This is a genomic window from Sphingomonas vulcanisoli (assembly GCF_011761305.1).
GTDB lineage: Bacteria > Pseudomonadota > Alphaproteobacteria > Sphingomonadales > Sphingomonadaceae > Sphingomonas_I > Sphingomonas_I vulcanisoli.
In genome coordinates this window covers 322,661-349,535 of the sequence record NZ_JAAOZC010000003.1, presented here as the reverse complement: position 1 = coordinate 349,535, position 26,875 = coordinate 322,661, and the positions used below count along the sequence as shown (strand labels likewise).

The following is a 26,875-nucleotide window of genomic DNA, read 5'->3' as shown; positions in this document are numbered from 1 at the left end:
CTGTCCCTCGCTCTCAACCGCCGAGAGCAAGCTTTTGCTGCATTGGCTGCAAGCTGGGCTTGTGACGATCGAGCAGGGCGTCGGGCAGCGGCAGCAGCACCGGCGCAGCCGTATAGAGCAACGCCGCCTCGACCTGCCGATCGGGGAAGATGACGCGCAACGCGGCGACATAGGCGGCCATCTGGCGAAGATGGCCGGTCGGCACATCGTCCACGGAGGCGGGCACGGCGCGGCTGGTCTTGTAATCGATCACCTGCACGCGATCGGCCTCGATCAACAAGCGATCGACCGTGCCGGCGACGACGATGCCATCGCCCAGCACGGCAGCGATCGGCGCCTCCGCCAGCGCCCGATCGGAGAAGATCGCGCGCAGGTCAGGCGTCGCAATGATGGTGCAGGCATCGCGTGCGATGGCTTCTGCCTCGGCCACATCCTCCACCCCCGCCGATTCCGTCAGCCAGCGGATCGCTGCGGTGTGGCGTTCGTCGGGCGTGATCGCTGGCAAGCGTTCGAATAGCGAATGGAGCAACCGCCCGCGCCGTGCCGCCGCGCGCATCGCCGGGCTGGGCGGCGGCTGGGCGCTATCGTCCTCACCGGGCGCGGAGGGCGCGAGCGGGCGCGGCGGACGGCTTTCCTGCGGCGCGGATCGTCGCAGCCATTCCGGAAGCGGCGCCTCGACGATGGTGCGATCAGCGGCGCGTGGCGCGCGGACCTCGGCAAGCTGCGGCCGATCGCCCCGATAATGACGCGCCCCCACCCACAAAGGATCCTCGACGGGATCGATCCCCATGCCGTCCATCACCGTTGCGAAGGTCGCCCACCAGCTCTTTTCGGGGGCGATGCCCTTCGCCTGCGGGCCGAGCGAGCCGGCAATGACGAGCCGCTCTTCCGCCCGCGTCGCGGCGACGTAGAGCAGCCGCCAATGCTCCTGCAGCTCACGCTTCTCCAGTGCTTCGGCGGCTTCGGCGAGCGACCCTGCTACCTCACCCTTGCGCGGGCGAATGACCGGCACCGCTTCGCCCTCCGCATCCACCAACCATTCGAGCCCGCGCTTGGGCGCGCGCGTCGGATCACCGGTGGCGTCGGCCAGGATCACCAGCGGCGCTTGCAGGCCCTTGGCGCCGTGGACGGTCATCACGCGCACCGCATCGAGCGGGGCGGAAGGGTCGCGCGTTACTTCGACCTCGCCGCGATCGAACCAATCGAGGAAGCGTTGCAGCGTCGGCGTCGCTTCGCGTTCGAAGGCCAGTGCGGCGTTGAGTAGTTCCTCGATCGGATCGCGCGCCTCGTCACCCAGCCGCGCCAGCAATCGGCGGCGGCCATCGAGCGGGCCGGAGAGGATGGCTTCGAGGAATTGATAGGGTGTGGTGAAGTCCGCAGCGTTGAGCAGACCCTTCAGATCGCGGACCACGCTCTCCTGCTCCGAGGCGAGCAAGGCGCTCCACAGCGTTCCGGAGCGTCCGAACGCCAGCTCGTAGAGCGCCCCTTGGCTGAGCCCGAACAGGGGCGAGACCAGCAGCGAGGCGAGCGTCAGATCGTCTTCGGGCTGGAGCACGAAGCGCACCGCCGCCATCAGATCCTTGACCGCCAGCGGCGCATCGAGCCGCAACCGATCGACACCCGCAACCGGCACACCCGCCGCATGCAAGCGCGCGACGATCAGCGAAGCGAGATCGCCGCGCTTGCGCACCAGGATCAGCACATCCTCGGGACGCAGCGGTCGCTTCTTGGCGGGCAGCCAGAGCGGCGCCGCGATCCATTGCCGGACCTGTTCGGCGAGCTTGGAGGCGAAGAGGCGGGCGGCGTCGTCGATCCAGCCTTCTTCCGGATCTTCAGCATCTTCGCCCATATCGACAGTGACAGTTTGCCAGACCGTGACGGTGCCGGGGCCGTCGGCCTGGGCGCTGATGTGGGATTTGAGATCGTCCTCCAGCCCCATCGCCTCGCGCCCGATCGTCTCGGTCAGCCGATCGATCACAGTCAGGATCGGCGGGGTCGAGCGGAAGGAGCGATCGATCGAGAGATGCTCGACCGTCCGCCCCGAATCGGCGGCGCGCCCGCTGAAATAGCTGCGCGCTTCGGCGAAGTTGGCGGGATCGGTGCCCTGGAAGCCGAAGATCGCCTGCTTAAAATCGCCGACCGAGAAGATGGTGCGCGCCGCCCGCGTTTCCTCGCCCGCCTCCTCGACGAAATATTCGTCGGCCAGCGCCTTCACGATCGCCCATTGCCGCTGGTTGGTATCCTGCCCCTCATCGATCAGGACGTGATCGATGCGCGAATCGAGTTTGAAGCGGATCCACTGGCCGATCCCCTCCTGCTCCAGCAGGTCCACCGTCAGCCGGATCAGATCGTCGAAATCGACGACCCCTGCGGCGCGCTTGGCCTCGGCATAGGCCAGCGCATAGGCCTGACCGGCGCGGAGCCCGGCGGCGATCAAGACGGCGGTGGCCGCGCGCGTCCGCTGGCCGACCAAAGCGCCGATCGCCTCGCCCAAAGCCTCACAATTGTCGCCATGCGCGGCATCGCAGCCGAGCAATTTGGTGGAGATCGCCCTCGGCGTACCATCCTTGGTCCGCACCATGGCGATCATCTCTGGCAGCAGCGCGGCGCGGCCCACGGCATCCGCGTTCAGGAAGCGATCGATGCGATCGGCATGATCGAGCCCGGTCTTGGTGCCCCAGGCGAGATTGGCGGCGCGGATCGCGCGTAGTCCCGCGCAATCGAAATCGCGGCACTCCTCGATGATCCGCGCCTCGACATCGCCGAGCCAGACATCGAGCGCGCTGCGCACCCGCGCCTCGATCCCCTGCCGCATGCCGAGCGCCACCATCGCCTGCGGGGCGCGTGCGCAGAGGCGGAGATAGCGTTCGGCGGCTTCCTCCCCCAGCCGGCGGCTGAGCGCCTGCGCATCGGCGATCAGGCCGAGATCGCCCTGGGCCTCGGCATCGGCGAGCAGACGCCCCAAAGTCTCCCGCGCCAGCGCCGCCTCCGCGCGGCCCTCCAGCGGCTTGAACCCCGGCACCAGCCCGGCTTCAGCGGGGAAGGCGGCGAGCAGGGTCTGGGCGAAAGCGTGGATCGTCTGGATGCGAAGACCACCCCCGGGCGCGTCCAACACGCCCGCGAACAGCCGCCGAGCCTTGCGCAAGGCCCGATCGTCATTGGCCTCGCCGAGCGCGAACAACTCCTTCTTGAGCTTGGGCTCGCTCATCCGCACCCAGCTCGCCAGCCGCGCCTGGATGCGATCGGCCATCTCTGCCGCGCCCGCCTTGGTGAAGGTGAGGCAAAGGATCGATCCGGGTGCCGCACCCGATAGCAACAGGCGCAGCACGCGCGCGGTCAGTACATGGGTCTTGCCCGTGCCCGCCGAGGCGGAGAGCCAGACCAGCTTTTTGGGATCGGAAGCGTCGGCCTGCTCGCCGAGCAGGCGTTCGAGGGGCTTGGGTTTGCCGGTCAAATCCCCCTCCCGCTTGCGGGAGGGGTTAGGGGAGGGGAATTGGATGACGTAGCGCGAGTTTCGCTCGCCCCTCCCCCGACCCCTCCCGCATGCGGGAGGGGGGATTGGGTGCCACGCCCATACCATTCGTCCAGCCGCATCAGCTGATCATAATCGCCATAAGGCGCAAGCTCGGGATGGAGTTTGGCGGTGAAGGGCGCGTCGCCGGTCAGCCAGCGCCGTGCCGCTTCTTCCAGCACGCGCCGCGCGCGGGCGGTGAACTCCTCGGCGGGGACGCCGCGCCCCTGTTTATCGATCTTGTTGGGGGAGGCCATGTAGCCGAGCGTGTCCTTGCCCGAAGCCAGCGACCAATATTCGAATTCGGCGGGCGTGCCGCCGATGCCTGCGAAACCGCCCATTTCAGCGATCAGGCCGAGCAGGCCGAGCTGCATCGAATAGCCCTGCTCCACCGCGCGCGTGCTGGGCGGTTTGCCCGTCTTGTAATCGATGATCGCCAGCCGCCCGTCCGGCCAGCGATCGATGCGATCGGCGGTGCCGAACAACCGCAGCCCATCGAGATCGATGCTGCCCTTGACCTCGGCGGCGATCGGCTTTCGTCCTTCCGCGGCACGCTCGGCGGAATAGGCGGCGATCCAGTCGATCGCTTCCAGCAGGCGCGGCGCCCACAGCGCCCGCAGCACGGGATGCGCGCCGACGTCGCGGAGCAACGCTTCCGCCCGCGCCCGCAACCTGTCGGGATCGCAATCATCCTCGCGATACCAGGCATCGAGGATCGCATGCACCGCCGTGCCCCGCCACGCCGGGCTGGGATCGGCATCGACTGCATCCCAGCTTTTCAGTTTCAGCATCGCGTCGGCATAGAAAGCGAAGGGATCGGCCTTGAGGCGATCTAGCTTGGTCACCGCGATCTGGCGGGGTCGATCGGCGATCGGCGGCCTCGGCGCAGGACGCTCGGCGGGCGCGGGCACGCCGCCGTGATCGATCGCCTGCGCCCAGCGCCCGAAACGCCGAACGCGCCGCAGCCCGCCGGTCATCGCCTCCAGCCGCAGCCAGAAGCGCGAGGCGATGGCGGGCGCGCGCGCATCGCGGCGCGATCGGGTGAGCAGCACCTTGGGCGCGCCCAATACCGCCGCGAAATCCTGCGCCTGAATACCGATCCGCTCTTCCAGGCCGGGCAGCCCCAGCGCGGCGCGGATGGCGGGCGCGAGCCACGGGTCTGGCGCGGGCAAGGCGGGCCAGATGCCCTCGTTCAGACCACCGACGATGACGAGATCGGCGCGCTGCAATCGGGCTTCGATCAGGCCCCAGATGAAGATGCGGGGATGCCCGCCCTGCGGGGGACGCACCGCGATCGCGTCCAGCACCGCGCGCAGAAACGCCGGCAGGCTCGCGCGCGACAGCATCGCCGGGCCTTCGCCGCCGCTTTCCTCAAGAGCGCCAACGAGTTCGGCGGCGGCGCGCCCCGCCGTGCGCGACCAGGCGGCATCGCCTGCCAATGCCGTCGCGGCTTCGCGCAGCTGTGCGAACAGCGCGCCGATCGGCAGCGACTCGGCCTGTGTGGCGAGCGGCGTCAGCAGCGGCAGCACCTCCTCACGCCAGAACGGCAAAGCCTTCTCACGATCGCGCGCCTGCCAGCCATCGCCGCTGGCGAGATAGTGGCCGATTCCGGCAAGGCCGGGCGCGGGCCGTGGTCCGCGCAAAGCGCGATCGAGCGTGCGGACTTGCTCCAGCCAGCCGCCGCGTTCCTCACCCGCGCGCACGAGCGGATGCTTGAGCAGAGTGAGCAACGCCACCGGCGCGAAATCCTCGGCCAGCGCGTCGGCAATCGCCAGCAGCAAGGTGCCGGGCGCGAGCTGGGACAGTGGGCGTCCGGCGCTGTCGTCCGCATCGATCCCCCAGCGGCGGAGATGCGCCGACACCCGCGCGGCGAGCCCGCGATCGGGGGTGACCAGCGCCGCCGTCACACCGGGAACTTCGATCGCCTCCCGCAGCGCCAGCGCGATCGCCTGCGCTTCTGCGGCGGGCGCGGCAAATTCGGCGGCGCGGACGCCGGGCAATTGCCGATCGCGCGGCGGCAGATCGCGCCAGCGATCGGTGAACTCCGCCGGGGCCATGGCGTGGCCGATCGCGCGGCTGCGCGCCGCGGGTGTCCGCCCTGCCCCGCCGCGCGGCCACAGCCGCACCTCGCCCCGCGCGACGCCCATCGCTTCAAGCAGACGCTTGAGCGCGAGCTGGGGGTGGGTTTCGATCGCGCGTCCCTCCTCGGGCTTCAGCGCCGCCCATTGCTCCTCCACCATCGCCCGATCGAGACCGGCGAGCACGACCATTCCATCGGGCAAGCGCGCGACGCAGCGGAGCAGCCGCGCCACCGCCGGGCCAGCCGCGCTGATCCCTGCCGCTGCGATCCAGGTAGCGGGCGGACGCGCGGCCCAGCCCCGCGCCGCGCGATCGATCAGCGCGTTGCGCCGCGCGGCGAGATCGATCATCCCCAGCCGCTCCAGCGCCTCGGGCCATTGCATGAGGATCAAATCGAGCAGCGCGAGCGACGCCTGCCAATGCACCGCCAGCGCCTCCGGCACGACATCGCCCAGCCGCGTGATCGGCACCTCCGCGACGATCAGCTGATCCAGTGTGCGCGCCAGATCGGCGGCGAGACGCATCGCCTCACCGGCGTCCACAGGCGCGCCCGCCTGCCGCCGGACATCGGCGATCAAGCGCGCGAGGATCAGCTGACGGCGCAGCGGATCGATCGCGGGGCGCAGGGTCGCCTCGTCGAGTGGATCGAACAGCGCGCCCAGCCGATCATCGAGCGCCGGATCGCCGATCGAGACCAGCCGCGGCAGCAGCAGGCCCCCGTCCGAATGGCGCACGAAGCCATCGCGCACCGCGCGCACCGCGCGTTCGTTGGGCAGCAGGATCGCGCCGCGCGCCAGCCGCATCGGATCGCGCCCGTGCCGCGTCAGCAGGCCCACCGCCAGCGCATCGGCGAAGCCCCGATGCGGGGGAATCGAAAAGACGTTCGGGCGGGCGCTCACTCGCGCAGGATAGACGGGCGCGCTGGGTAAACAATGATTGCCGTTCGCGGCCGGCTCTTTGCGTCGTGGGCACAACATGCTTTGGGCAGTTTGGGGAGTCGGCGAATAGCGGATGGCGAAGGTACGCCACGTCGGGGCAAGACATGCACTATTATCGGCTCTATTTCATCGGTCCGCAGGGGCATATCGAGGATGTCCGCGAGTGCTTCGTCGAGGATGACGCGGATGCGGTCGCCGAGGCGCAGCAGCTCGATCATGGCGGGGTGATCGAAATCTGGCGTCAGGGCAAAAAAATTACCGATGTCCAGCCGGGGGCCGTGCGCCGCCACGGCCGAGTTCAATCGATGCGGCGAAGCCCCGCCGCATAATCGCGCCCGTGCTGCGCATAGTTCGCCGCCGTCTGGTGAAGAAACGCCACTTCCTCATCGGTAAGATCGCGTACCCGCTTGGCGGGCGCGCCCAGGATCATGCCGCGCGGCGGGAAGCTTTTGCCTTCGGTCACCAGCGCATTGGCGCCGACGACGCTCTCCGCGCCGATCACCGCACCGTTCATGATCGTCGATCCCATGCCGATCATCACATGATCGCCGATGGTGCAGCCGTGGAGGATCACATTGTGGCCGATGGTGGCGCCGCGCCCCACGGTCAGCGGGCTGCCGGCATCGCTGTGCAGGATCGATCCATCCTGGATGTTGGTGTCCGGACCGATGATGATGGGCGTATTGTCGGCGCGGATCATGACGTGAAACCACACCCCCGCACCCTCGCCGATCCGGGCATCGCCGATCAGCTCGGCCGAAGGCGCGATCCAGACATCGCCGTTGGCGGGCAGGGTCGGGCGTTTTCCGTCGATCTCGTAGCAGGGCATCGGCCGGTCCTTCAGGATTCGGCGCGCCGCAACCGGGCGAGGATCGCCCGCGCTGGAGGATAGCCGAACAGCAACAATGCAGCGCCGTAAATCGTGCCGCCTGCGGCGACCAGCCCCAGTGTGGGCAGCGCGCCGCTATACCCGCGTAGCGGCCACAGCAGCGCCCCCATGCAGGCGGCGGCCGCGATCACCCGCCACGCCTGCGCCATCGGCAGCCGCATCCCGAAGATCCGCTTGGCCATCGCCAGGCTCAGCCCGAAGGCGAAGCCCTGCGCCAGGATCGCCGCGCAGGCCATGCCGACCAGCCCATACCAGCGCAGTCCGAAATAGCCGGCCAGGATCAGCACGACGACGCTGAGGAGCGGCGGGATGACCAGCAGCCGCGTCCGCTTGGCGAGCTGAAACGCGAGGCTGATATGGAAGCCGACCAGCGATCGCAGCAGCACCGCGGTGGCGATCAGCGGCAGCAGCACGGCCGCGGACGCGCGATAGGCCGGGCCCATCAAGATGCCCGAAAGGCCCGGCGACAGTGCCGCCAGCCCGACCACCGCCGGCAGGCCGACACCGAGCAGCAGCAGGAAATTCTGATCGAGCTCGTGCCGCGCGGCGTCCGGGCCTTTCGCCTCGAACGCCAGGAAGATGCGCGGCCCGGCGGTGAGATTGATCGCGAGCAGTAGGAAGACGACCGTCTTCTGCATCAGATCGAAGGGCGCCGAATAAAGCCCGACTTCCTTCAGCCCGAGGAACTGGCCGACCATATAGCGATCCAGAAACCCCACCGAATAATTGGCGCCGCTGCTGGCGATCAGCGGCAATCCGAAGTGCAGGATCGCCGCGACGTCAGCACGCCGCCCCTGCGCGGGCCGCAACGTCCGCCAGAAGCGATCGAGCAGCAAAGTCGATCCGATCACCAGGCATTGCGCGAGGACGATACCGAGGATCGCCCCCAGCGCGCCCCAGCCGAGCATCACCAGCGGAACGCCGATTGCCAGCGACAGAAAGCCGCGCGAGGCCATGCTGCGGAAGAATTGCCAGGGCAGCATCCGGAAACGGCTCAGCGTGTTCGCCAGCGCCAGCATCATCTCCGAAAGCGTGAACACACCGATCACCGGCCACCAACTCGCCGGCAGCTCCGCGATCGGCAGGTTCAGCCCGCGCCCGAGCGCGATCACCACGAAGGTGATGCCCACCACCGACAGCACGACGAGCGTCATCGAATTGGCGCGCCCGGGATCGACGCCGAACTTCGCGCCTGGCGACACCAGCAGGCGCGATGCCGTCTGCCGCAGCCACTCGAATCCGAGCGCATTCAGGAAAAGCGCGGTGCCCGAGGCGATCGCATAGATGCCGAACTGCGCGGGCGGCAGCAGCCGCGTCCAGACCAGCAGCGCCAGGAAATTGGCTCCGCTCGAAATGGCGAGCGCGCCGCCGTAGATCAGGCCGGTGGGGATTGTGCGCACGACGCCCCGTTAGGCGAACATGCGCTTTTTGCAATGCAGCGGAGCATTCGCTACGCGGGCCACGGGCAAGGACGTTAGGGGTAGCGTGCAGGCGCGATCGGACAATCAAGCCGTCACGGCGGTGATCGTGACCTATGGCGCGCGAGAGCGGCTGGTGCTGACCACGCTGGACGCCGCGCGGGCGGGCGGGCTGGACCACGCCATCGTGATCGACAACGGATCGGCCACCCCGATCGCGCCCGCCGCCGCGCGCTTCGGCGATTGGGTGACGGTCGTGCGGCTCGATCGCAATCGCGGATCGGCGGCGGGCTTCGCAGCGGGGATCGAGGCGGCATTGGCCGCGGGCTACGATCGTCTGCTGATGCTCGATGACGACAATGCCGTTCGCACTGATACCCTGCCCGCGCTGATCGCGGCGTTCGACGCCATCAAGCAGCCCGGCGTCCCTGCCGCCGTGCTGGCACTGCGCGCGGGCCATGGCGGACAACGCCTGGATCACACCCAGCGCGGCGTGACGCTTGCGGAGCGCGACACCGCCTTCGGTTTTCATATCGCCGACATGGCCGGAAAGATCGCTCGACGGCTGTTCAAGCGCGGAAAGGAGACCGGCGCGATCCCGACGATGCTCCCGATCCCAGCCGCTCCCTATGGCGGACTGCTGATCGATCGCGAGACGATCGAGCGGATCGGCCTGCCCGACGAGCGCTACGGCCTCTATCAGGACGATCACGAATATACGATCCGCATCCTACGCCAGGGCGGGGCGCTGATGCTGGTGCCCGGCGCGCTGATCGACGACCTTGAGCCGTCCTACAACGATGCCCTCTCCGGCGCGTCCAGCTTCGCCCGCTGGCTGCGCGGCCCTTCCGATTTCCGCGTCTTCTATACCTTCCGCAACATGGCGCATCTCGATCGCTATCGGCGTGGGCCGACCGGTCCGCTGTTCCGCGCCAACCGTGCGCTCTTCCTGACGATCCTGCGCGCCATGGCGCTCAAGGAGGGACGGATGGCGCGCTATCGGCTGCTGCGCCGGGCGCTTGCCGATGCGGATCGCGAGAAGCTTGGTATCGATCCGGCCTTTCCCCTGCCATGAGCCGCCATCCCGCATGACCAAGCGCATCCTCGTCACCGGCGCCGCCGGGTTCATCGGCTACCACCTCTGCCGCGCGCTTTTGGCACGCGGTGATGCGGTGCTGGGGATCGACAATCTCAACGATTATTATCCGGTCTCGCTCAAGCGCGATCGGGTGGCGGCGATTGAGGCGGCGGGGGGCGATTTCCGCTTCCTGCCCCTCGATTTCGCCGACGATGCCGCGCTGGATGCCGCGATGGCGGGCGAGGCGATCGATGCCATCGTCCATCTCGGCGCACAGGCCGGGGTACGCTATTCGCTGCAGAACCCGCGCGCTTATGTCCGCAGCAATGTCGCCGGGCATCTCAATCTGCTGGAGCTCGGCCGCCAGCGGAAGATCGGCCACCTCGTCTATGCCTCCTCCTCCTCGGTCTATGGCGGCAACGAGAGCCTGCCCTTCCGCGTCGAGGATCGCGCCGATCACCCCGTCTCGCTCTACGCCGCCACCAAGCGCGCCGATGAGCTGATGAGCGAATCCTACGCGCATCTCTATCGCCTGCCGCAGACCGGCCTGCGCTTCTTCACCGTCTATGGCCCTTGGGGGCGGCCGGACATGGCGCCGTGGCTGTTCACCGAAGCGATCCTGAACGGCCGGCCGATCAAGCTCTTCAACCAAGGGCAGATGCGCCGCGACTTCACCTATATCGACGATATCGTAGCCGGCGTGGTGGCAGCGATCGATCATCCGCCCGCCGACGACGGCCAGGTGAAGGCCGGCGGCAGCACTACGCCCCACCGCCTCTACAATATCGGAAACTCGCAAGCCGAGGAGCTTGAACACTTCGTTTCAATCATCGAGCAAGCCTGCGGGCGCAAAGCGATCCGCGACTATCAGCCGATGCAGCCCGGAGACGTCACCGCCACCTATGCCGATGTCTCGGCGATCGAGCGCGATCTCGGCTATGCGCCGACCACCACGATCGAAGCGGGCGTGCCGCGCTTCGTCGATTGGTATCGCGGCTATCACGGCGTCTGACATGACCAAGCCGATCGAACAGGCGCGCGTCGCGCTGATCCATTACTGGCTGGTCGGCGAGGCCGGCGGGGAGAAAGTGGTCAGCGAAATTTTGCGGCTGTTCCCGCAGGCGGATGTCTTCACCCTGATCCACGATCCGGCGGTGAGCGCCAAGATCGCCCCCGGCCATAAGGTTACGACCTCCTTCCTGCAGAAGCTGCCCGGCGTCGGCCGCTATTATCGCAAGCTGCTGCCGCTGATGCCGATGGCGATCGAATCGCTCGATCTGCGCGGCTACGATCTCATCCTCTCCAGCGAGAGCGGCCCCGCCAAGGGCGTTATCGCGCCGATCGGGGCGCTGCACGTCTGTTATTGCCACAGCCCGATGCGCTACCTCTGGGATCAGGCGCACGAATATGCCGCCGAATCCGGTCGGCTGACGCGGTGGATGATGACGTTTTTCGGCCCGCGCCTGCGGATGTGGGATTATACCAGCGCCCAGCGCGTCGACGCCTTCGTCGCCAATTCCAGCCATATCAGCCGGCGCATCGCCGCCTATTACCGCCGGCCCTCGACGGTGATCCACCCGCCCGTTGACGTCGATGCCTTCGCAACGAGCGGCGCGGCGGCGGAGGATTTCTATCTGATCGGCGGGCGGCATGTCGGCTACAAACGCATCGATCTGGCGATCGCGGCGGCCAATGCGCGCGGGCGGCGGCTGATCATCACCGGCGAGGGGCCGGAGACCGCGCGATTGCGCAAGCTGGCGGGGCCGACGGTGGAGTTTCGCGGCCAGGTCCCGCGCGCCGAGCTGGCGTGGCTCTACGCGAACTGCCGCGCCTTCCTGATGCCCGGTGAGGAAGATTTCGGCATCACCCCGATCGAGGCGATGGCTGCGGGCCGGCCGGTGATCGCTTATGCCCGCGGCGGCGCACTGGACAGCGTGATCCCGGGCCTCAGCGGATTGCTGTTCGAAGACCAGAGCGCGGAAGGACTGAACGCGGCGATCGAGCGCTTGGAAGCACAACCGGATCAGTTCGATAGCGCTCGGATCCGCGCTCATGCCGAAGGCTTTTCCGCCGCGCGCTTCCGGGACGCTTATTCGGCGCTGGTGCGGCAGCTCTGGTCGGAGCGGTAACGCTCAGTCGATCACCTTCTTAGCCACCATCTCCGCACCATAAACGCTTAGATGATGGTGATCGAAATAGAGCGGTTGACTATCGGTATAGATCCGGCAGACGCTGTCCGGACACAAAACCGATTGCGGCAACACCACCCGCACTCCGTCGCGCGCCAGGCGATCGATCGTCGGCTGCAGGTAGGCGGTTTCGGCCTGCAACTCCCCGACGCTGATCCCCCGCGCCTCGGCAAGGCGGCCATGCTCGGCGAGATAGGCGAGATGCTGTGGGACGGCGAAGGGATTGGGCGGCACCGGCCCGATCAGGATGACTGACCGGCCCATCGCCCTGATCGCCGCCAGCGTCCGCTCCAGCCCGGCCGCGAGCCCCGGCGTGCGGGCATTCACCTGATCCGCCCAGAACCCCGCGAGCACAACGGTGCGGATGCTGGGTGTGGCACGCAGATAGGCGAGCACGCGATCGTTATGCGCGACGCAGGAGGCCTGCGCCTTTATCGGCACGCCCAACACCGGCGCACAGCTGGACAGCGTTTGCTCCGCAAGCGCCTCGCCACGCGGCGCAAGCCGTTCGCCGAGCGCGTAACTCATCTCGACGCCGTGGCTGTCCCCCCACAGCATCATTGTTGGCGCCACACCGGGCGCGCCGAGCAGGCACGGCTTGGCGTCGCGCGTCGCTGAATCGCCGGTCTGATGGCATTTGAGCCGCATCGGGCTGGAGGCATGTTCGGCCGCATCCAGCCGCACGACCTCCGCCGGGAAGCGGTGCGGCCAGCCGTTGCCAATCTGCGCGACACCCGCCGCCGCGATCATCACCAGCGAAACCAGCCCGGCCGATGCGAACAGGCGCGACCGTCCGATCCGTGCGCGATCACGGAACGGCGCCTCGATGAAGTGCAGGGATAGCCATGCGGCGACTACGGCGATGACCACCACCGCCACCGTGTCCCAGCCGTGCAGCGGGGCATCGGTGGCATATTCGGCGAAGACGATCAGCGGCCAGTGCCAGAGATAGAGCGAATAAGAGAGCGCGCCGATCCACGTCACCGGCCTCCGCCCGAGCAGCCAGCCAACCCGCGTGCCCGGTGCGACATGGATCAGCAGCGCCGCCCCGATCACCGGAAACAGCGCATTCGGGCCGGGAAAGACGGTATCGGAATCGAACGAGAAGATCGCCCAGCCGATCAGCGCCAGCCCGATCGCCGCCAGCGCCTCCCGCACAGCCTGCGCGCGCACCGCCGGGATCGCGCCGACCGCGAGCAAAGATCCCGCCATCAGCTCCCACGCGCGGGTCGGCAGCAGGTAAAAGGCGAAGTCCGGCCGCGCCCGCACCAGCCAAACGCTGAGCGCGAAGCTGACGATCGCGATCCCGGCGATCGTCGCGGTGCGCGCCCGCGGCCCGAGCGGCTTGATCAGCACCAGGAGCAGCGGGAAGAACAGATAGAATTGCTCCTCCACCGCCAGAGACCAGGTGTGGAGCATCGGCTTCACAAGCGCCGCCGCGGCGAAATAGCCCGCCTCCGCCCAGAACAGGATGTTGGACGAGAAGAACAGGGTCGCGACGATCGATCGCGGCACCTGCCGATAGCTGCTCGGCAGATAGAGTATCCAGGTGCCCGCCAGCACGAACGCCATCACCACGAACAAGGCCGGCATGATCCGGCGGACGCGGCGCTCGTAAAAATCGAGGATCGAGAAGCGCCCGTCCGCGATCTGCCGCGCGATGATGCCCGTAATCAGAAAGCCCGAGATGACGAAGAAGATGTCGACCCCGACATAGCCGCCGCCGATCCCCGGAACGCCCGCGTGAAACAGCACGACAGGCAGCACCGCCAGCGCGCGCAGCCCTTCGATATCCGAGCGGAAATTGTGCGGCTTGGTGAAATCGCGGGCGGACGCGGGCAGCGTCTCCGCGCCCTCGGACAGGCTGTTCGATTCATCCCCGATCATACCGGCCCCGCAATGCTGCGTTGCGGTATCCTCTGTTGTGGAAGCTGGCCAGCCCTTCTAAACAGATTTGTGGGGCGCCGATCGCGCGGGGAGTGCATTTGGTCAGCAAGTCTCAAGCGCAACCCGAGCGGAGCGTATTGTTCCTGGATCAGGCGGGCGAGATGGGCGGCGCACAATTAAGCCTGCTCGATCTCGCGGCGGCCTATCCGCGTGAGGCGGCCAGCGTCTTCCTGTTCAGCGATGGCCCGTTCCGCAAGCGGCTGACCGAGCGCGGCGTCGATGTCGCCGTAGCTGCGGGCGCGGGCAATTTCCTCACCGTGCCGCGCGGCGCCAGCGCTTTCGGCGTGCTGCGCGGGGTCACGGCGCTCGGGAAGCTGGTGCGCCAGGTGGCGAAGCGGGCGCGCGGCTATCGCGTGATCCATGCCAATTCGCAAAAGGCGCTGCTGGTGGGCGCGCTGGCCGCGCGGCTGAGCGGCCGCCCGCTCGTCTGGCATTTGCGCGACATTCTCACCGCCGAGGATACCAGCCGCACCGTCCACTGGATCGCCCGCACCTTCGCCAACAAATTCTGCACGCTCGTCATCGCCAATTCCGACGCGACCGCACAGGCCTTCCGGGAGATCGGCGGCAAGGCGCCGGTGCGGCTGATCCACAACGGCATCGATCCGGAACGGTTCGGCCCCGATATTGCCGCGCAGCCGCGCCCGGCGGACATTCCCGCGAATGCGCCGCTGATCGGCGTGTTCAGCCGGCTGTCCGCCTGGAAGGGCCAGCATGTCGCGATCGATGCGCTGGCGCGCGTCGAAGGTGCGCATCTGCTGCTCGTCGGCGGTGCTCTGTTCGGACAGCAGCCCTATGAGGCGCGGCTGCGGGCGCAGGCGGAAAGCCTCGGCCTCAAGGGCCGGGTGCATTTCCTCGGCGATCAGAGCGACGTCGCGGGCTGGATGCGCGCGTGCGACGTGATCCTTCACAGCTCGGTCCAGGCCGAGCCGTTCGGCCGCGTGGTGGTGGAGGGCATGCTCTCCGAACGGCCCGTGGTCGCCACCGACGCGGGCGGCGTTCCCGAGATCATCGATCGCGACGAGACCGGCCTGCTCGTCCCGCCCCGCGATGCCGATGCGATGGCGGCGGCGATCACCGCCTTGCTCAGCGATCCGGCGCGCGCGGATCGGACCGCCAAGGCCGGGCGCGCGGCGGCGGAGCAGCGCTTTTCGGTGCAAACCTATATCGCCAACGTGCAGGCGGCGCTGGCTGAGGTCGCCGAGGGGCGGCTATCGGACGCGGCATGAGCAGTCCGCGCCGCATTCTGTTCGCGATCCGCACCTATCCGCCCGATCAGGTGGGCGGCGCGGCACGATCGACGCAGAATCTGGCCGAGGCGCTGCAGGCGCGCGGGCACGACGTGCACATCGTCCGGCTCGCGCCCAAGGGGCAGCAGGCGGCGCTGCGCCAAGCCGCCGAGCAGGCCGGGCTGATCGCGCCGGGCAAGCCGCAGATCCATTTCCTGCCAATCCGCAACATCTATTGGCCGCACGATCTCGCCAAACGGGGCCCACTGCGCAAATCGATCTGGCACCTGCTCGATCTGCACAATCTGCGCGCCCGGCGCGATTTCGCCAGGCTGCTACGCACGATCAAGCCCGATATCGTCAACACCAGCGTGATCGATGGCTTTTCAAGCGCGATCTTCGGCGCGGCCAAGGCCAGCGGCGCCAAGCTGATCCACACGATGCGCGATTATTATCTGATCTGCACGCGATCGGGGATGTTCAAGGACGGCCATAATTGCACGCGGCTCTGCGCGTCGTGCCGGCTCTCCGCCACCGCGCGGCGGCGCGATGCGGGCGATGTCGATCTCTTCCTCGCCAACAGTGGCTATGTCGCCGATACGCACGTCCAGTATGGCGCGATCGGCCCCAATCAGCCGGTGCAGGTGCAGCTCAACATCAACGAGCGCCCGCTGGTGCCCGAACCCCGAACGCTGAGGGACGAGATCGTGTTCGGCTTCATCGGCCGCATCTCCCCCACCAAGGGCATCGACAAATTGCTCGAAGCCACCATCCTGCTCGCGCCGGAAGGCCGCCCGTGGCGGCTCGATATCGCCGGCGCGGGCGAGGAGGGGCTGACCAGGGCGCTTACCGAACGCTATGGCGGCGATGCGCGCATCCACTTCCGCGGCTGGATGAAGCCCGAGGACCTTTATGGCGCGATCGACGTGCTGATCTGCCCATCGACGTATAATGAGCCGCTGCCGCGCGTGATCTACGAAGGCTATGGCTTCGCCCTGCCCGCTATCGCCGCGGACACCGGCGGCATTCCCGAGGTGCTGGAGGATGGCGTCACCGGCCTGATCTATCCGGCGCAGGATACCACCGCGCTCGCCCGCGCATTGGACCGCTTCCGCACCATGCCGGCGGACGAATATCGCCGCTTCAGCGCCGCCGCGCTGGCACGGGGGGCGCATTATCAGACGGATGCGGTGGTGGATTCGTTCGAGGCGCGGGTTGAGGCGTTGCTGGCGGCGTGAAGAGCGTCCGCGCGCCTCGGCAACTGGTGCGCGTTGATCGCCCCGTTCGGCGATCCCGCAGCTCGCTGCGCATCCGGGAGCGCACCAAGGAGCTGCTGCAGAAGACGCCGACCTACGTCCTCGTCTCGCCCAACGCCTTCGCGCTGATCGCGATCATCCCGCTGTTGCTCTCGGTCTTTTTCCCAAGCCAACTCTACAGCCTGATCCTGCGCGAACCGAACCTGATGTACCATAACGGGCCATTGGTGATCTTCTATCTGTCCTGCATCGGCTGCCACATTTCCGGCGTGCTGACCGTCGGCTTCTTTGCCAACCGCGGGCTGCCCGCCCGGCAGGAGGAAATCCGGATCGACGATCTGTGGACCATCCTGTCGATCGCGCTGGGCATCGCCGTTGCGCTGCAGGCGCTTTCGCTGGCGATCACCATTCGCAATTCGCCTTCGCTGCTCCACCTGGTCTTCTCGGGCCAGGGCGCTGCGGTGAAGAAGGCGGTGGATACCGAGGGCGGCCTTAATCAGGCGCAGCCGTTGCTGATCGTGATCATCTGCTGGGCGCAATTCCGCTTCCTGTCGCGGCGGCACGAACTTAGCGACGTCCACCGCTTCTATGCGCGATCGCTGTTGATCGTCGCAGTCCTGATGTCCGTGATGGGGGCGGTGCTGAAGGCGGCGCGCTACGAGGCGATCCCGCTGCTGCTCGGTCTGCTCGTCATCTGGCTGCGCACCTCCAAGAATGCGCAATCGACCTTGGCAAGCATGGGCAAGCTGATCATCGGCGGCGTCGGCGGTATCATCGTTTTCGGTGCGTTCAGCGCGTTCCGCGGCAAAACCTCGGCCGCAGCCTCGCTGTATCAGCTGATGGGGTACGGGCCGGCATCGTTCAATCGGCTGGCGGCGATGCTGGACGGGAGACTCGTCCTGTCGTCGCACGGGTCGGGCATCTATGCGGTGGCCTTTCTGCACTACATGCCGATCGTCCATAATTTCATCGATACCGAGGCGCTGTTCGGGCTGCCGCCGGCGCCGAACTGGTTTCTTTCGGAGTTCGTCGCGGTGGGCAATGCCGGGCTCAATTCGGCGATGATCTGGGATACGGTGTTCGGCTATTACCGATCCGATCTCGGCAACGGCGTGTTTCCCTTCGCCTTCCTGCTCGGCATCTACGCCGGCCTGGCCTGGAACAGCTTCAAGCACGGCCGTGTCTTCGGGCTGGCGCTGTATCCCTATTGCGCGGGGACGATCGTGCTGTGGTTCTCCTTCCCCTTCCTCACGCGCCCGTCCTTCTTCACCTCGCTCGGCGCGGCGCTGTTCCTCAAGATCGCCGAGGACGCGACGCCGTGGCTGAAGCGGCGCTACATCCGCGTCCCCCGCCTATCGGCCCGCGAGCTGGCGCGGCAGGATCGGCAGACGCTCGCCGCCGCTCGCCGCGCGAAGTTCCGCGCGCCTTCCGCCGATGGCTCTTAGCGGATCAGTTGCGCTGAATAGCCAGCGGCACGCGCACGATATCCCGCTGGCGCCCCGCGATCTTGCCCATCAGGGTCGTCTGGAATTTGACGTAATAGATATAGGGATGATCGCCGATCGTATCGAAGGCGGGGCTGCTGCTCGTCGGATCGAGCATTGAGGGGTAGGCAATCGGCGGCGGTCCACCGGGCACCCAATGATTGCTCGCCACCGCTTTCTGCAGAAGAGTCGATGGGCTCCAGTGCACGAGATCGGTGGAGGTCATGTAGAAGAAGCCGCCGGCGCGCATGTCCATGCCCGAGCCGACGATCTGGCCGCTCTTGGGATCCCACAGCAACGCCTTGAGCGACAGGATGGTGATCGGCATGCAGGTGCGCGGCGTTCCGCCCCGATACGGCCCCGCCAGCCGAGCGTTGAAGCCCTGACCATCCCAGGCGAGCCACGGCTCGATCCCCGGCGCCCGCGTCCGCAAAATGCAGCTCCCCAATTCCTGCGGGCCGCCGCGATCGGCGAACAGGATGAAATAATAATATTTGTCCCGGGGATTGAAGACGATGTTCGATGGATCGCGGTAGCCGGCGCGGTTCATCGTCGAGGTGAAACGCTCAGGCCGCGCGGCGACGATCTGGGCATCGCCGGCCAGCGGCAGGAAACTCTTACCGCCGTCAATCGATCGCGCCGCAACGATGTTGAGGTAGACGCAGGGGCCCGACCAGGGCGCCGAGCCGTTGAGCCGCTGCTTGCACAGCGGATCGACGGTGCCGCCCCAATATTCTTCATGCACCAGCGCATAGATCGTGCCGTTGGGCATCGGATAGGGCGCAACGATCCAGTTGCGGCCCGCATAACGGGCGGGATCGGGATCGAGCGGCGACTGCATCATCGGGCGGCAGCCATCATGCTGGATGGTGCTGAGATTGGCCGATTTGAAGGGCAGATTGGCGTAGGCGGACGCGAAGACCCGGATCTCGCCAGCGCGGTTGCGGATCGCGCGCATCGGCTGATCGGGAAGGTCGAGCGTGCCGCCGGCATCGCGGAAAGCCTGGCAGGCCACGCCGGCGGGCAGCACCACTTCCTCCGGCCCCGCGATGCGCAGCGAAAGATGCGATGCCGCTATCGCAGGGGCGAGTCCCAGGATTGACGCCAGCAGCCCGGCCGCGAGCAAGCTCACGATTTTGGTCAGGACAATACGCATCTCAAACTCCCTTCTGTGCCGCTTCGATCGCTGCCGGGCCACCAATCAGCATCCAGCGTTGATCGGGCCTCAGCGCCTGAACCGCATCCCCCAGAAATTCCGCCAACAGCTTGCGCCGATCCGCCAGTTCCCCGGGCGATACAGTCCCATCGCCGACCACGGACGCGCGGACGAGAATGCCATCGGGCACGATGTTGGCAAGGCTGAGCTGGAACAATCGCTCGCGCGTCCGCCACGCCGACGTGCTCACCGTGTCGCCGATGCGGATCCAATACAGCACGGTCTCGTCCCGATCGTCGGCGGCCGCCTGGAAAGTGATCGCGGGCATCATCGCCACGGGCGTCGGCACGGTGGCGCTGTGCTTGTCCTCCAGCGCGTAGCCCTGCGCGAAATAGCAAAGCTCCGGCCGATGGATCTTGCTCTCCTGCTGCTGCAGCCGCCGATAAGCGAGCGTCAGCGTTACCTGCGAACCATCGGCGCGGCGGTAGCTGCGCGTCACCACCTTGTCGTAGAGGGCGTGCGTATCGGTGTCGCTGTCGGTCAGGGTGGGATCGACCACGTCGAAACGGGTCGGCACTTCGGCCCAGCCGCCGAAGCGCGCGGGCAACAGGCTTTCGATCGGGACCGTGCCAGGCGGTACGTGCCGCGCCCGGCTCAGCACCAGGATCGAAAGCAGCAACGCCAGCGCGCAGCCGGCCAGGAACAGACCCCCGAGGCTGCGCCAGGCGCGCTCAGGCATGTCGGCGCCCGGCCAGACGCTCGATCGCCGCGTGCGCCAGCGCGAACAACAATAAGGAGAGCGCGACTTCCAGATAGGCCGCCGCATCATGCACCTGCGCCTCGCGCGCCGTGCCCCCGTGATAGGCAATCAGCACCAGCGATAGGACGCGGATGAAGTTGGTGAACAGCGCCAACGGCACGACCGCCAGCAGGAACAGCAGGCTCGCGCGCCGCGTCGAACAGGGCAAGAAGAACAGGTAGAGCAGCCCGATCGCGACCAGCGACACCATCGACCACAAGCCCGAACAGGCATCGGCGATCTGCAACTCGACGAAGCCGATCGAAATCACCACGCCGTTGACCGCCACCGGATAGCCCAGCCGCGCCAACAGCTCGACCACGCCGCGCGTGATGAATTCCTTGAGCGGCACCAGCACGGCATCGGCCAGCGATCCGGGCAGCGGCACCACTGCAAGCAGCAGGATGTTGATCAGCGCCATCCGTCGCAGCGCGGCCGCTCCGCCCAGCACCAGCGTGAGGCCCAGCGCGATTAGCGGCACCGCCAGCCCTTCGAGCTGATAGAAAGCGCCCGCGCGGCCGAGCACGAAGCTGATCCAGGCGAGAACGATCGCCGCATACCCCAGCCGCCGATCCCGCCGCGAACCGGGGTGCGCGAAGAGATCACGGTTGATCCAATAGGCATAGCCCGCAGCGATCAGCACCACCGGCGCCTGGCCATTCTTCCCGGCCGCCCAGAATTGCTCGAACATATCGATCGCAAACGGGGTCAGCAGCAGCGCGAGCCCCGCGCCAAGCAAGGCGAGCGGCAACCAATCCTTCTCCCGCCGGAGATCCCCCCCGCCGGCCGCGATCATGCGCTGGCGGCTTCCACCAATACGCCGCCCACCGTCTTCACCCCGATATCCTGACAGGTATCGAGCATATGCGAGACCGCGCGCGTCCGCGTCTGCAGCCGGGTGCCGACCATCAGCACGCCGCGCGCCGCCGAAGCAACGATCTGATAATCGCTGCCGACCGAAGCCGCGGGCGTATCGATCAGCACCACTTCGAAGTTGAGCGATACCGCCTCGACCAGGGATGCCAGCGTCGGCCGCAGCAGCAATTCCTGCGGGCTCGGCGGAAGCTTGCCGACCGGAATGATCGTCAGCGATTCCAGCTCCGGGATGTAATAATGGGCGGCATCCTCGCTCTTATCGTTGAGGTAGCCGGAGAGGCCCTGCCGGTTATCGAGCCCGAACAGCAGATGCTGGCGCGGATGGCGCATATCGGCGTCGATCAGCAGCGTCCGCACACCGACCTGGGCGAAGCTCACCGCCAGATTGGCCGCGACGAGCGAGCGGCCGTCGCCCCGCGCGGGACTGATCACCGCCAGCGTCCGCGCACCCTCATCATGCTGAAACCAGCGCAAGGTCAGCGCATTGCGCAGCGCGCGCATATCTTCCGCTTTGTCCGATTCGGGATCGTGGAAGGCAAAGATTTCAGGCGCGATCGTCGCCGGTGCGGCGATCGTCAGGGTCTCGACCTGCATCGCCAGCGCCGATTCGACGTCCGACTGCGCGACGAAGCCGAGCGACACAGCCGCCTCGCCGAAACGCAGGCCCTGCTCAATACTGCGTTGGGCGGCGAGCCCGGCCTGCTCGAGTGTCAGCAAGCCCTGGCTGATCAGCAGTTCACCAATGCGCGGGCGCTGCGTCGTCGGCACTGCGGACGAACGGGAATTGGCAAGCGAGCTGCCGGTCATCCGCTCGCCGCCCCCTTACCGCGGAAGGGCAGCAGCCCGACCACCCGACTGGCAACACGTCCGGTAAGGCGGCGCGGTGCCGGTGGCCCGATGCGGAGCGTGCCGAGATCGGGAATACCGAGCCAGGTTTCGTAATCGAGATGCCCGCGCAGCCGCTGGTCGGCCAGTTCACGGAATATCGTAATACCCGCCGCGACCATGCCGCCCAGAAAGATGCCCGCGATAGCCATCAGCGATTTACGCGGCCAATAGGGCAGCTCAGGCGGGACGGCGGGCGTCAATATGGTGACGTTGCTCTGGGTCGAATCACCGAGCAGATCGAGCTGTGACCTCCGCGCCGCCATCTGATCATACATCGTCTGCAGATTGCGTACGTCCTGCGCCAGCACCGCGACCTCATCCCGCCGGGCCTTGGAATCGATCACCCGCGCTTTTTCGGCGGCGACCGCCTCGGTCAATCGCGAGACGCTGGACGTGGTTTGGCCGGCGGCAACTCGGCTGCCTTGCTGGACCTGTGCCTGCTGGGTGGCAAGCTGACCCCGGAGCGCGGCGAGCTGGCCCACCACCTGCCGGTAATCGGGATTGTTCGGCCCCGCCGTCTGCGCAAGCTGACGGCGCTGTCCCTCCAGCTTGGCGATGTCGGACTGCAGCTGCTGCACGACGGGGTTGGCGAGGACGCCGGGCAGATCGTTGCCCTTGCCGTTGGTCATCGCATCCTGCGCCTGCACCGCAGCCAGTTGCGCGGAAAGTGCCTGCAGCCGCGTGTCGTCGGAACTGTTCGGCTGATTGAGGTCGGTCGCCACGCCCAACTCGCGCTGGCGGATCGTCAGCCGGCTCTGCGCCGCGGCCAGTTCGCGCTGAACCTCGCGCGCACGGCGCTGATACCAGGCCGCGCTGTCCCGCGCGGGCTGCGACTGGAGATCGAGGACAGTATCGACATAAGCCTGCGCGAAGGCATTGGCGACGCCCGCCGAAAAGGACGCGGAATTCGAAGCGTAATTCACCTCGATAACCCGCGATGCCAGGCTCGCGGCCTGAACCTTCAGGTTCTTCTGCAGCCGGCTGACGATGAAATCCTCGACAGAGCCCTGGCCGTCCCAACCCATATTCTGCAGCAGCGCGCTGTTGCTGGCGAGCTGCAGACGCTGGACGACGATCCGCGCGATGCGCACGCTCAGCAGAATATCCATCTGCGTGGCAAGGTAATCGGGCGAGAGCTGATCGATCGGCGTTTGCTGCGAAAGCGTTTCGGGCGGACGCACGTCGACGATCACCTGTGCGGTCGCACGATACATCGGCGCGGTAAGCAAGGACCAGGTGATCATCAGCACCGCGCCGATGAAGCCCCCTATCATCAGGGTCTTCCAGCGAGAGAGCAGCAGACGGATCAGCTGTGCGAAAGTCATCTGCCGCCGCCCCTAGAAGAGCCGCGCGCCGACGACCAGCGTATCGTTCGGCGCCACCGTATCGCGAAGCTTGATGCGCTGCGGCGTGCCGGCCTTACCCGCCACGTCCACATGCGTGACGCGAACTCCCGATGCCGAGCCGCGCTGGGTAAGGCCGCCCGCCACGGCGATCGCCTGATCGACGGTCATGCCCGGCTCGATCGGAAAGGCGCCGGGATGCTGCACCTCACCCCGCACGAACACCAGGGCAGGCGTCTGCACGAAGATCGTATCGCCGTTGCGCACCGGCCGATCGCGGCCGCCCGCGAAGAGATCGGCGGCGTGAAGGTTTTCGGACTCGCCTCCCGCGCGCGGCTTCACCGCGATCAGGATGCCGCCGCTCGCAAAATTGGCGCCGGCGCGCGCCAGCATTTCCGATATGGTGATGCCGCGCCGATCGATCGGATATTCGCCCGGACGCGCCACGGCACCGAGCACGGCGACGGTCTGGCTGTGATATTCGGTGACCAGAACGGTCACGGTCGGATCGATAAGGATACCGGCGCTCTTGAGGCGCTCTGCAATTCGTTGGCCGACTTCGCCGGGCGTAAGATCGGCGACCGGCACCTTGCCGAGCGTACCGATCGGAATGGTGCCGTCGCCGGCAACGGCGACAATCGTCTCCAGATCCGCCTGCCGATAAACGGACACCTTAAGCACATCCCCCGGCCCGATGCGATATTCGCTGCTCTGCGCGATCGCGGGCCCGGCCATCGCGGCCCAGATCGACGCGAGCATGGCCAGCAAGAGCCGACGGGAAAGGCGCTGGATGCGGGGCTCGCTCATTGCGCCTGCTTCGCTCCCTTCAACAGACCCGCGCTGATCTTGACCTCGCGATCGGCACGCAGACGATCGGCCTGCGCCTTGATAACCCCGTCACGGCGCTCTTCGGTGATCCGCTGCTCGATCACCGGCCGGGCCGTGTCAAGCGAAACGCTACCGTCCTGGATCGCGCCGATCACACCGAGATGGATGGCGCCGCCTGTATTGAAGATGACGGGCGCCCCGACGTGCAGCTTTTCCATCTCTTCCGCGGTTTGCGGGGGCAGCACGTCGGTCGGGATCACCACGTTGGTCTGGGGAGCCTCGATCCCTTCCTGCGCCAGCCGAGCATCGAGGCCCGCCATCCCGCCGGCCTCGAGCGCCGCCTGGAACTCCCTGAGCGGCAGGTTCTCGCCGGAGATCGAGACTTGATTGATGGTGAAGACCTTGCGTTGTCCGAAGGTCTTGGGATGCGCGTCATAATAAGCCTGCACCTCGCGCGAGGTTGGCTTGGCAAGGCTGGTGAAGAGATGCGTCACATAAGCGGAGGCGAGGACGCGACGGCGCTCAGCCTCCAGCTCCTGCATCGTATCAGCGTCCCGATCCAGTTTCTGTTCGATCGCCGCATCGGCGAACAGCTTCTGATTGATCAGCACATCGAGGAGCTTCTGTCGCGCGGGCACGACCTCCTCTCTACTTACGGCCGGCGACTGGCGCAGCAATTGATCGAGCTCGGGCACCGTGACTTCGAAGCTCTTGCCCGCAGCGACAAGCTGCTCGTCCTGAGCTTTCTTCTGACACCCCGAAAGAGCGAGCGATCCGCCGATCAGTAACGGGACCAGAAGGAGACACGGCCGCAAAGTCCGCTGCAAAATACCATCCCGCATATCCGGCTTTTGTACCATGATCACGATGAGCTAAAGCTTAACGCGGGCAAGGGCTCGCTTGGCTGGATACTCAATATTCAAGGCAAAATCACCCCAAACCAAAAAAGGCCGCCCCGATGACCGGGACGGCCTGATTTGCCGAATTCTGGGACTTAGGCGTCTGCGAGCTTGCGAGCCCGGCGCTTGCGGAAAGCGACCACGCCCGCACCCGCGACGGCGACGAGCGCACCCGCAGGGCCAGGTACCGGAGCCGCGACATTCGAACGCAGCGAAAGCTGGTACCCACCGCCAGGCTGACCAAAATTGGAGATGCTGGTGCCTACCAGCGTGATCTTGTACAAACCGCCGGTCAAATCCAAGTCAGCGCCGCGATCCTGGCCGCTGTTGGCGACCCGGACGTTCTTGACCAGCGTGTTGTTCGAGTCATAAAACTTCATGCTGAGACCCTGAACCGTCACATCGTGCAGCGTGTAGCTGAGCGTGCTGGTCGGCGCGGTGAGCGTGAAGTTGTAGGTCGCGGAAAGCGTATCATTGGACGTCCAACCCATCTGGGAGGTCACGCCCGTGTCATAGATGTTTCCGAGATTGATCGGTTCGGCCATCGCCGGAGCCATCGCAATGCCAGCAGATGCCGCCAATACGAAGCAGAAATTCCGCAGCTTCATAATCTACCCCCCAAAAACTTTGTCGCACTCCGCCCAAACCAGCCCCGGCAGCGAATGCGGTCCGATTTTAGGTAACGGAATTTAACGATCGAGTCAAACGGCTGCTGCAATGCAAAAGCTTAATTCTGCGTTGCGCGCTGGACCCTAATCCCCGCTTGGCATTAGGCATGCAGATCATGCGGGGGAATACGACATCCATAGCGCTGCTGACGGTCACCGTCGGCGCTTTTCCGGCGGCGGCCGCCGACCTGTCCGCGCTCGCGAGCGTGCAGGGCGCGACCGACTCGAACGTCTACCGCCTGCCCGCGGACCTCAAGGCTCAGTTCGGCAAGAACTCGTCGGACCGCAGTCTAACGGCGGAAGCTATTTTGCTGCTCGATCTGAGCCGCAACAACCTGCGGATTCAAGGGCATGCGGCAGCCCAACGCACCATTTTCGCGCGCAACAAGGATCTGAACAATCTGGGGTATGACTTCGGTCTGTCGCTCAAACATCAACAAGCCATAAGCTCGATAACGGTCGATGCCGGAAGCGTTCGCAGGCTGACCTCCTATCAAGACGTCCGCAGCACGGCGCGATCGATCCAGACCTTATCGACCGTTTCCGGCAGCGCGACGCGCGCGATACTGGGAGATTTTCGTCTGATCGCCGGCGGCGATTTTTCGCGTAGCACCAATACGGACCCGCTCGTCGCGGTAAATGATTATCAGCGGTACGGTGTCCGAGTCGGGTTTGGCTATTACTCGCCGGCGGGCAATATCGCAGCGATCGAGGCGCATCTCACGCGCTCAAGGGGCCTTGAGTCCCAGGCGTTCGTCTTGAATGGCGCGCCGATCGGCTACCGGTCATCCTATGACGAGCGATCGATCGAGGGGCATCTGCTCTACCAGCCATCGATATTGCTGCAGTTTGAGGGGCGGCTCGGCATCGCCCGGCATACGGACAAGTCCGGTTTGAACCAGAATTTCTCGGGCGTCATAGGCGCCGCGACCGCGCAATGGTCGCCGCGCGATACGCTTCAATTCAGTATCGTGGCCAACCGAAGTTTTCAGACGACAAGCGCCATTCTCTCCAACGGCGTGCGCGCCAGCACCCTCAAGATAGGCGGTCTCACGCAGGTCACCAGTTCGCTCTCCATAAGCGCCGACTATAAGCAAGCGTGGCGCAATTTTCTGGTGGGTCCGCTGTTTAACCAGCTGGCCCCGGCGCACAAAGAACGGATCGGGACGGCGGAGGCGGATCTGACCTACAGCCCGGCAGGCCGCTATTCGCTAAGCTTCCATGCCGAACGGTCCAAGCGGGATTCGGCTCAGCAAAACTACCGGTACAATGAGACCATTGTGACGGCGACCCTGGCGTTGCGCTTTGGCGCCAACGCCTTCGATCCTGTCCCAATTAGTGGGCAATAAGCAGGACAGCCGCCGATACCGATTTACCGCGAAGGACGCAGAGCATCGACG

Annotated in this window: 21 protein-coding genes; 8 read left to right on the top strand and 13 right to left on the bottom strand. The window is 66.4% G+C overall.

The window, feature by feature from the left end; genetic code table 11:
- Window positions 1-13: 13 nt before the first annotated feature.
- Together addA and addB are read right to left on the bottom strand one after the other, a co-directional pair.
- Window positions 14-3,454, bottom strand: coding sequence for a double-strand break repair helicase AddA (addA, locus tag FHS31_RS08395; RefSeq protein WP_167072902.1), 3,441 nt, complete (start codon window positions 3,452-3,454; stop codon window positions 14-16).
- Window positions 3,451-6,489: a double-strand break repair protein AddB gene (gene addB, locus FHS31_RS08390; protein WP_341786319.1), complete on the bottom strand. Its 3,039-nt coding sequence runs from the start codon at window positions 6,487-6,489 to the stop codon at window positions 3,451-3,453. Before addB ends, addA begins: the two co-directional genes overlap by 4 nt.
- A 143-nt stretch (window positions 6,490-6,632) precedes the next feature.
- Here addB and FHS31_RS08385 point away from each other — a divergent pair, with 143 nt between their 5' ends.
- Complete coding sequence (locus FHS31_RS08385) at window positions 6,633-6,857, top strand: hypothetical protein (RefSeq protein WP_167072900.1); 225 nt, start codon at window positions 6,633-6,635, stop codon at window positions 6,855-6,857.
- Here FHS31_RS08385 and FHS31_RS08380 read toward each other — a convergent pair.
- Window positions 6,827-7,357 (bottom strand): gamma carbonic anhydrase family protein, encoded by a 531-nt coding sequence (locus tag FHS31_RS08380; protein WP_167072899.1) that lies wholly within the window; start codon window positions 7,355-7,357, stop codon window positions 6,827-6,829. The genes FHS31_RS08385 and FHS31_RS08380 overlap by 31 nt on opposite strands.
- 11 nt (window positions 7,358-7,368) lie before the next feature.
- A complete protein-coding gene (locus tag FHS31_RS08375; protein WP_167072898.1) occupies window positions 7,369-8,817 on the bottom strand; it encodes an oligosaccharide flippase family protein in 1,449 nt (482 codons plus the stop codon).
- Window positions 8,818-8,902: 85 nt separating this feature from the next.
- Between FHS31_RS08375 and FHS31_RS08370 the strand changes: the two genes are divergently transcribed.
- From FHS31_RS08370 to FHS31_RS08360, 3 genes are read left to right on the top strand one after another with little or no spacing between them, the layout of a single operon-like run.
- On the top strand, window positions 8,903-9,910 hold the full coding sequence (locus FHS31_RS08370; RefSeq protein ID WP_167072897.1) for a glycosyltransferase: 1,008 nt from the start codon (window positions 8,903-8,905) through the stop codon (window positions 9,908-9,910).
- Between the two features lie 13 nt (window positions 9,911-9,923).
- Window positions 9,924-10,925, top strand: coding sequence for an NAD-dependent epimerase/dehydratase family protein (locus tag FHS31_RS08365; RefSeq protein WP_167072896.1), 1,002 nt, complete (start codon window positions 9,924-9,926; stop codon window positions 10,923-10,925).
- A 1-nt stretch (window position 10,926) separates the two neighbouring features.
- The gene (locus FHS31_RS08360) at window positions 10,927-12,042 is read left to right on the top strand and encodes a glycosyltransferase (protein ID WP_167072895.1); all 1,116 of its coding nucleotides are present in this window, start codon (window positions 10,927-10,929) and stop codon (window positions 12,040-12,042) included.
- A 3-nt stretch (window positions 12,043-12,045) separates the two neighbouring features.
- On the opposite strand, the gene FHS31_RS08355 is transcribed toward FHS31_RS08360, so the two are convergent.
- Window positions 12,046-13,989, bottom strand: a complete 1,944-nt coding sequence (locus FHS31_RS08355) for an acyltransferase family protein (RefSeq protein WP_167072894.1) — start codon at window positions 13,987-13,989, stop codon at window positions 12,046-12,048.
- A gap of 98 nt (window positions 13,990-14,087) precedes the next feature.
- On the opposite strand from FHS31_RS08355, the gene FHS31_RS08350 reads away from it, so the two are divergent.
- Genes FHS31_RS08350 through FHS31_RS08340 form a run of 3 tightly spaced genes read left to right on the top strand, consistent with a single transcriptional unit; the run spans window position 14,088 to window position 17,979 of the window.
- The gene (locus FHS31_RS08350; RefSeq protein ID WP_167072893.1) at window positions 14,088-15,278 is read left to right on the top strand and encodes a glycosyltransferase family 4 protein; all 1,191 of its coding nucleotides are present in this window, start codon (window positions 14,088-14,090) and stop codon (window positions 15,276-15,278) included.
- Window positions 15,275-16,516, top strand: coding sequence for a glycosyltransferase family 4 protein (locus FHS31_RS08345; RefSeq protein WP_167072892.1), 1,242 nt, complete (start codon window positions 15,275-15,277; stop codon window positions 16,514-16,516). Before FHS31_RS08350 ends, FHS31_RS08345 begins: the two co-directional genes overlap by 4 nt.
- Complete coding sequence (locus FHS31_RS08340) at window positions 16,513-17,979, top strand: hypothetical protein (protein WP_167072891.1); 1,467 nt, start codon at window positions 16,513-16,515, stop codon at window positions 17,977-17,979. The genes FHS31_RS08345 and FHS31_RS08340 overlap by 4 nt, the downstream gene beginning before the upstream one ends.
- A gap of 4 nt (window positions 17,980-17,983) precedes the next feature.
- Here the strand turns inward: FHS31_RS08340 and FHS31_RS08335 are convergent, their stop codons facing one another.
- The 8 genes from FHS31_RS08335 to FHS31_RS08300 form a co-directional block, all read right to left on the bottom strand.
- Complete coding sequence (locus tag FHS31_RS08335) at window positions 17,984-19,174, bottom strand: hypothetical protein (RefSeq protein ID WP_167072890.1); 1,191 nt, start codon at window positions 19,172-19,174, stop codon at window positions 17,984-17,986.
- Between the two features lies 1 nt (window position 19,175).
- On the bottom strand, window positions 19,176-19,913 hold the full coding sequence (locus tag FHS31_RS08330) for an exosortase C-terminal domain/associated protein EpsI (protein ID WP_167072889.1): 738 nt from the start codon (window positions 19,911-19,913) through the stop codon (window positions 19,176-19,178).
- Window positions 19,906-20,769: an archaeosortase/exosortase family protein gene (locus tag FHS31_RS08325; RefSeq protein WP_167072888.1), complete on the bottom strand. Its 864-nt coding sequence runs from the start codon at window positions 20,767-20,769 to the stop codon at window positions 19,906-19,908. Before FHS31_RS08325 ends, FHS31_RS08330 begins: the two co-directional genes overlap by 8 nt.
- Entirely contained in the window at window positions 20,766-21,656 is an 891-nt protein-coding gene (locus FHS31_RS08320; protein ID WP_167072887.1) for a polysaccharide biosynthesis tyrosine autokinase, read from the bottom strand. Before FHS31_RS08320 ends, FHS31_RS08325 begins: the two co-directional genes overlap by 4 nt.
- Complete coding sequence (locus FHS31_RS08315) at window positions 21,653-23,062, bottom strand: GNVR domain-containing protein (protein ID WP_167072886.1); 1,410 nt, start codon at window positions 23,060-23,062, stop codon at window positions 21,653-21,655. The genes FHS31_RS08320 and FHS31_RS08315 overlap by 4 nt, the downstream gene beginning before the upstream one ends.
- 12 nt (window positions 23,063-23,074) lie before the next feature.
- The gene (locus FHS31_RS08310) at window positions 23,075-23,887 is read right to left on the bottom strand and encodes a polysaccharide biosynthesis/export family protein (RefSeq protein ID WP_167072885.1); all 813 of its coding nucleotides are present in this window, start codon (window positions 23,885-23,887) and stop codon (window positions 23,075-23,077) included.
- A complete protein-coding gene (locus FHS31_RS08305; RefSeq protein ID WP_167072884.1) occupies window positions 23,884-24,750 on the bottom strand; it encodes an EpsD family peptidyl-prolyl cis-trans isomerase in 867 nt (288 codons plus the stop codon). The genes FHS31_RS08310 and FHS31_RS08305 overlap by 4 nt, the downstream gene beginning before the upstream one ends.
- 152 nt (window positions 24,751-24,902) lie before the next feature.
- Window positions 24,903-25,352, bottom strand: a complete 450-nt coding sequence (locus tag FHS31_RS08300; protein WP_167072883.1) for a hypothetical protein — start codon at window positions 25,350-25,352, stop codon at window positions 24,903-24,905.
- Between the two features lie 230 nt (window positions 25,353-25,582).
- On the opposite strand from FHS31_RS08300, the gene FHS31_RS08295 reads away from it, so the two are divergent.
- Window positions 25,583-26,824, top strand: coding sequence for an outer membrane beta-barrel protein (locus tag FHS31_RS08295; RefSeq protein WP_167072882.1), 1,242 nt, complete (start codon window positions 25,583-25,585; stop codon window positions 26,822-26,824).
- Window positions 26,825-26,875 lie beyond the last annotated feature (51 nt).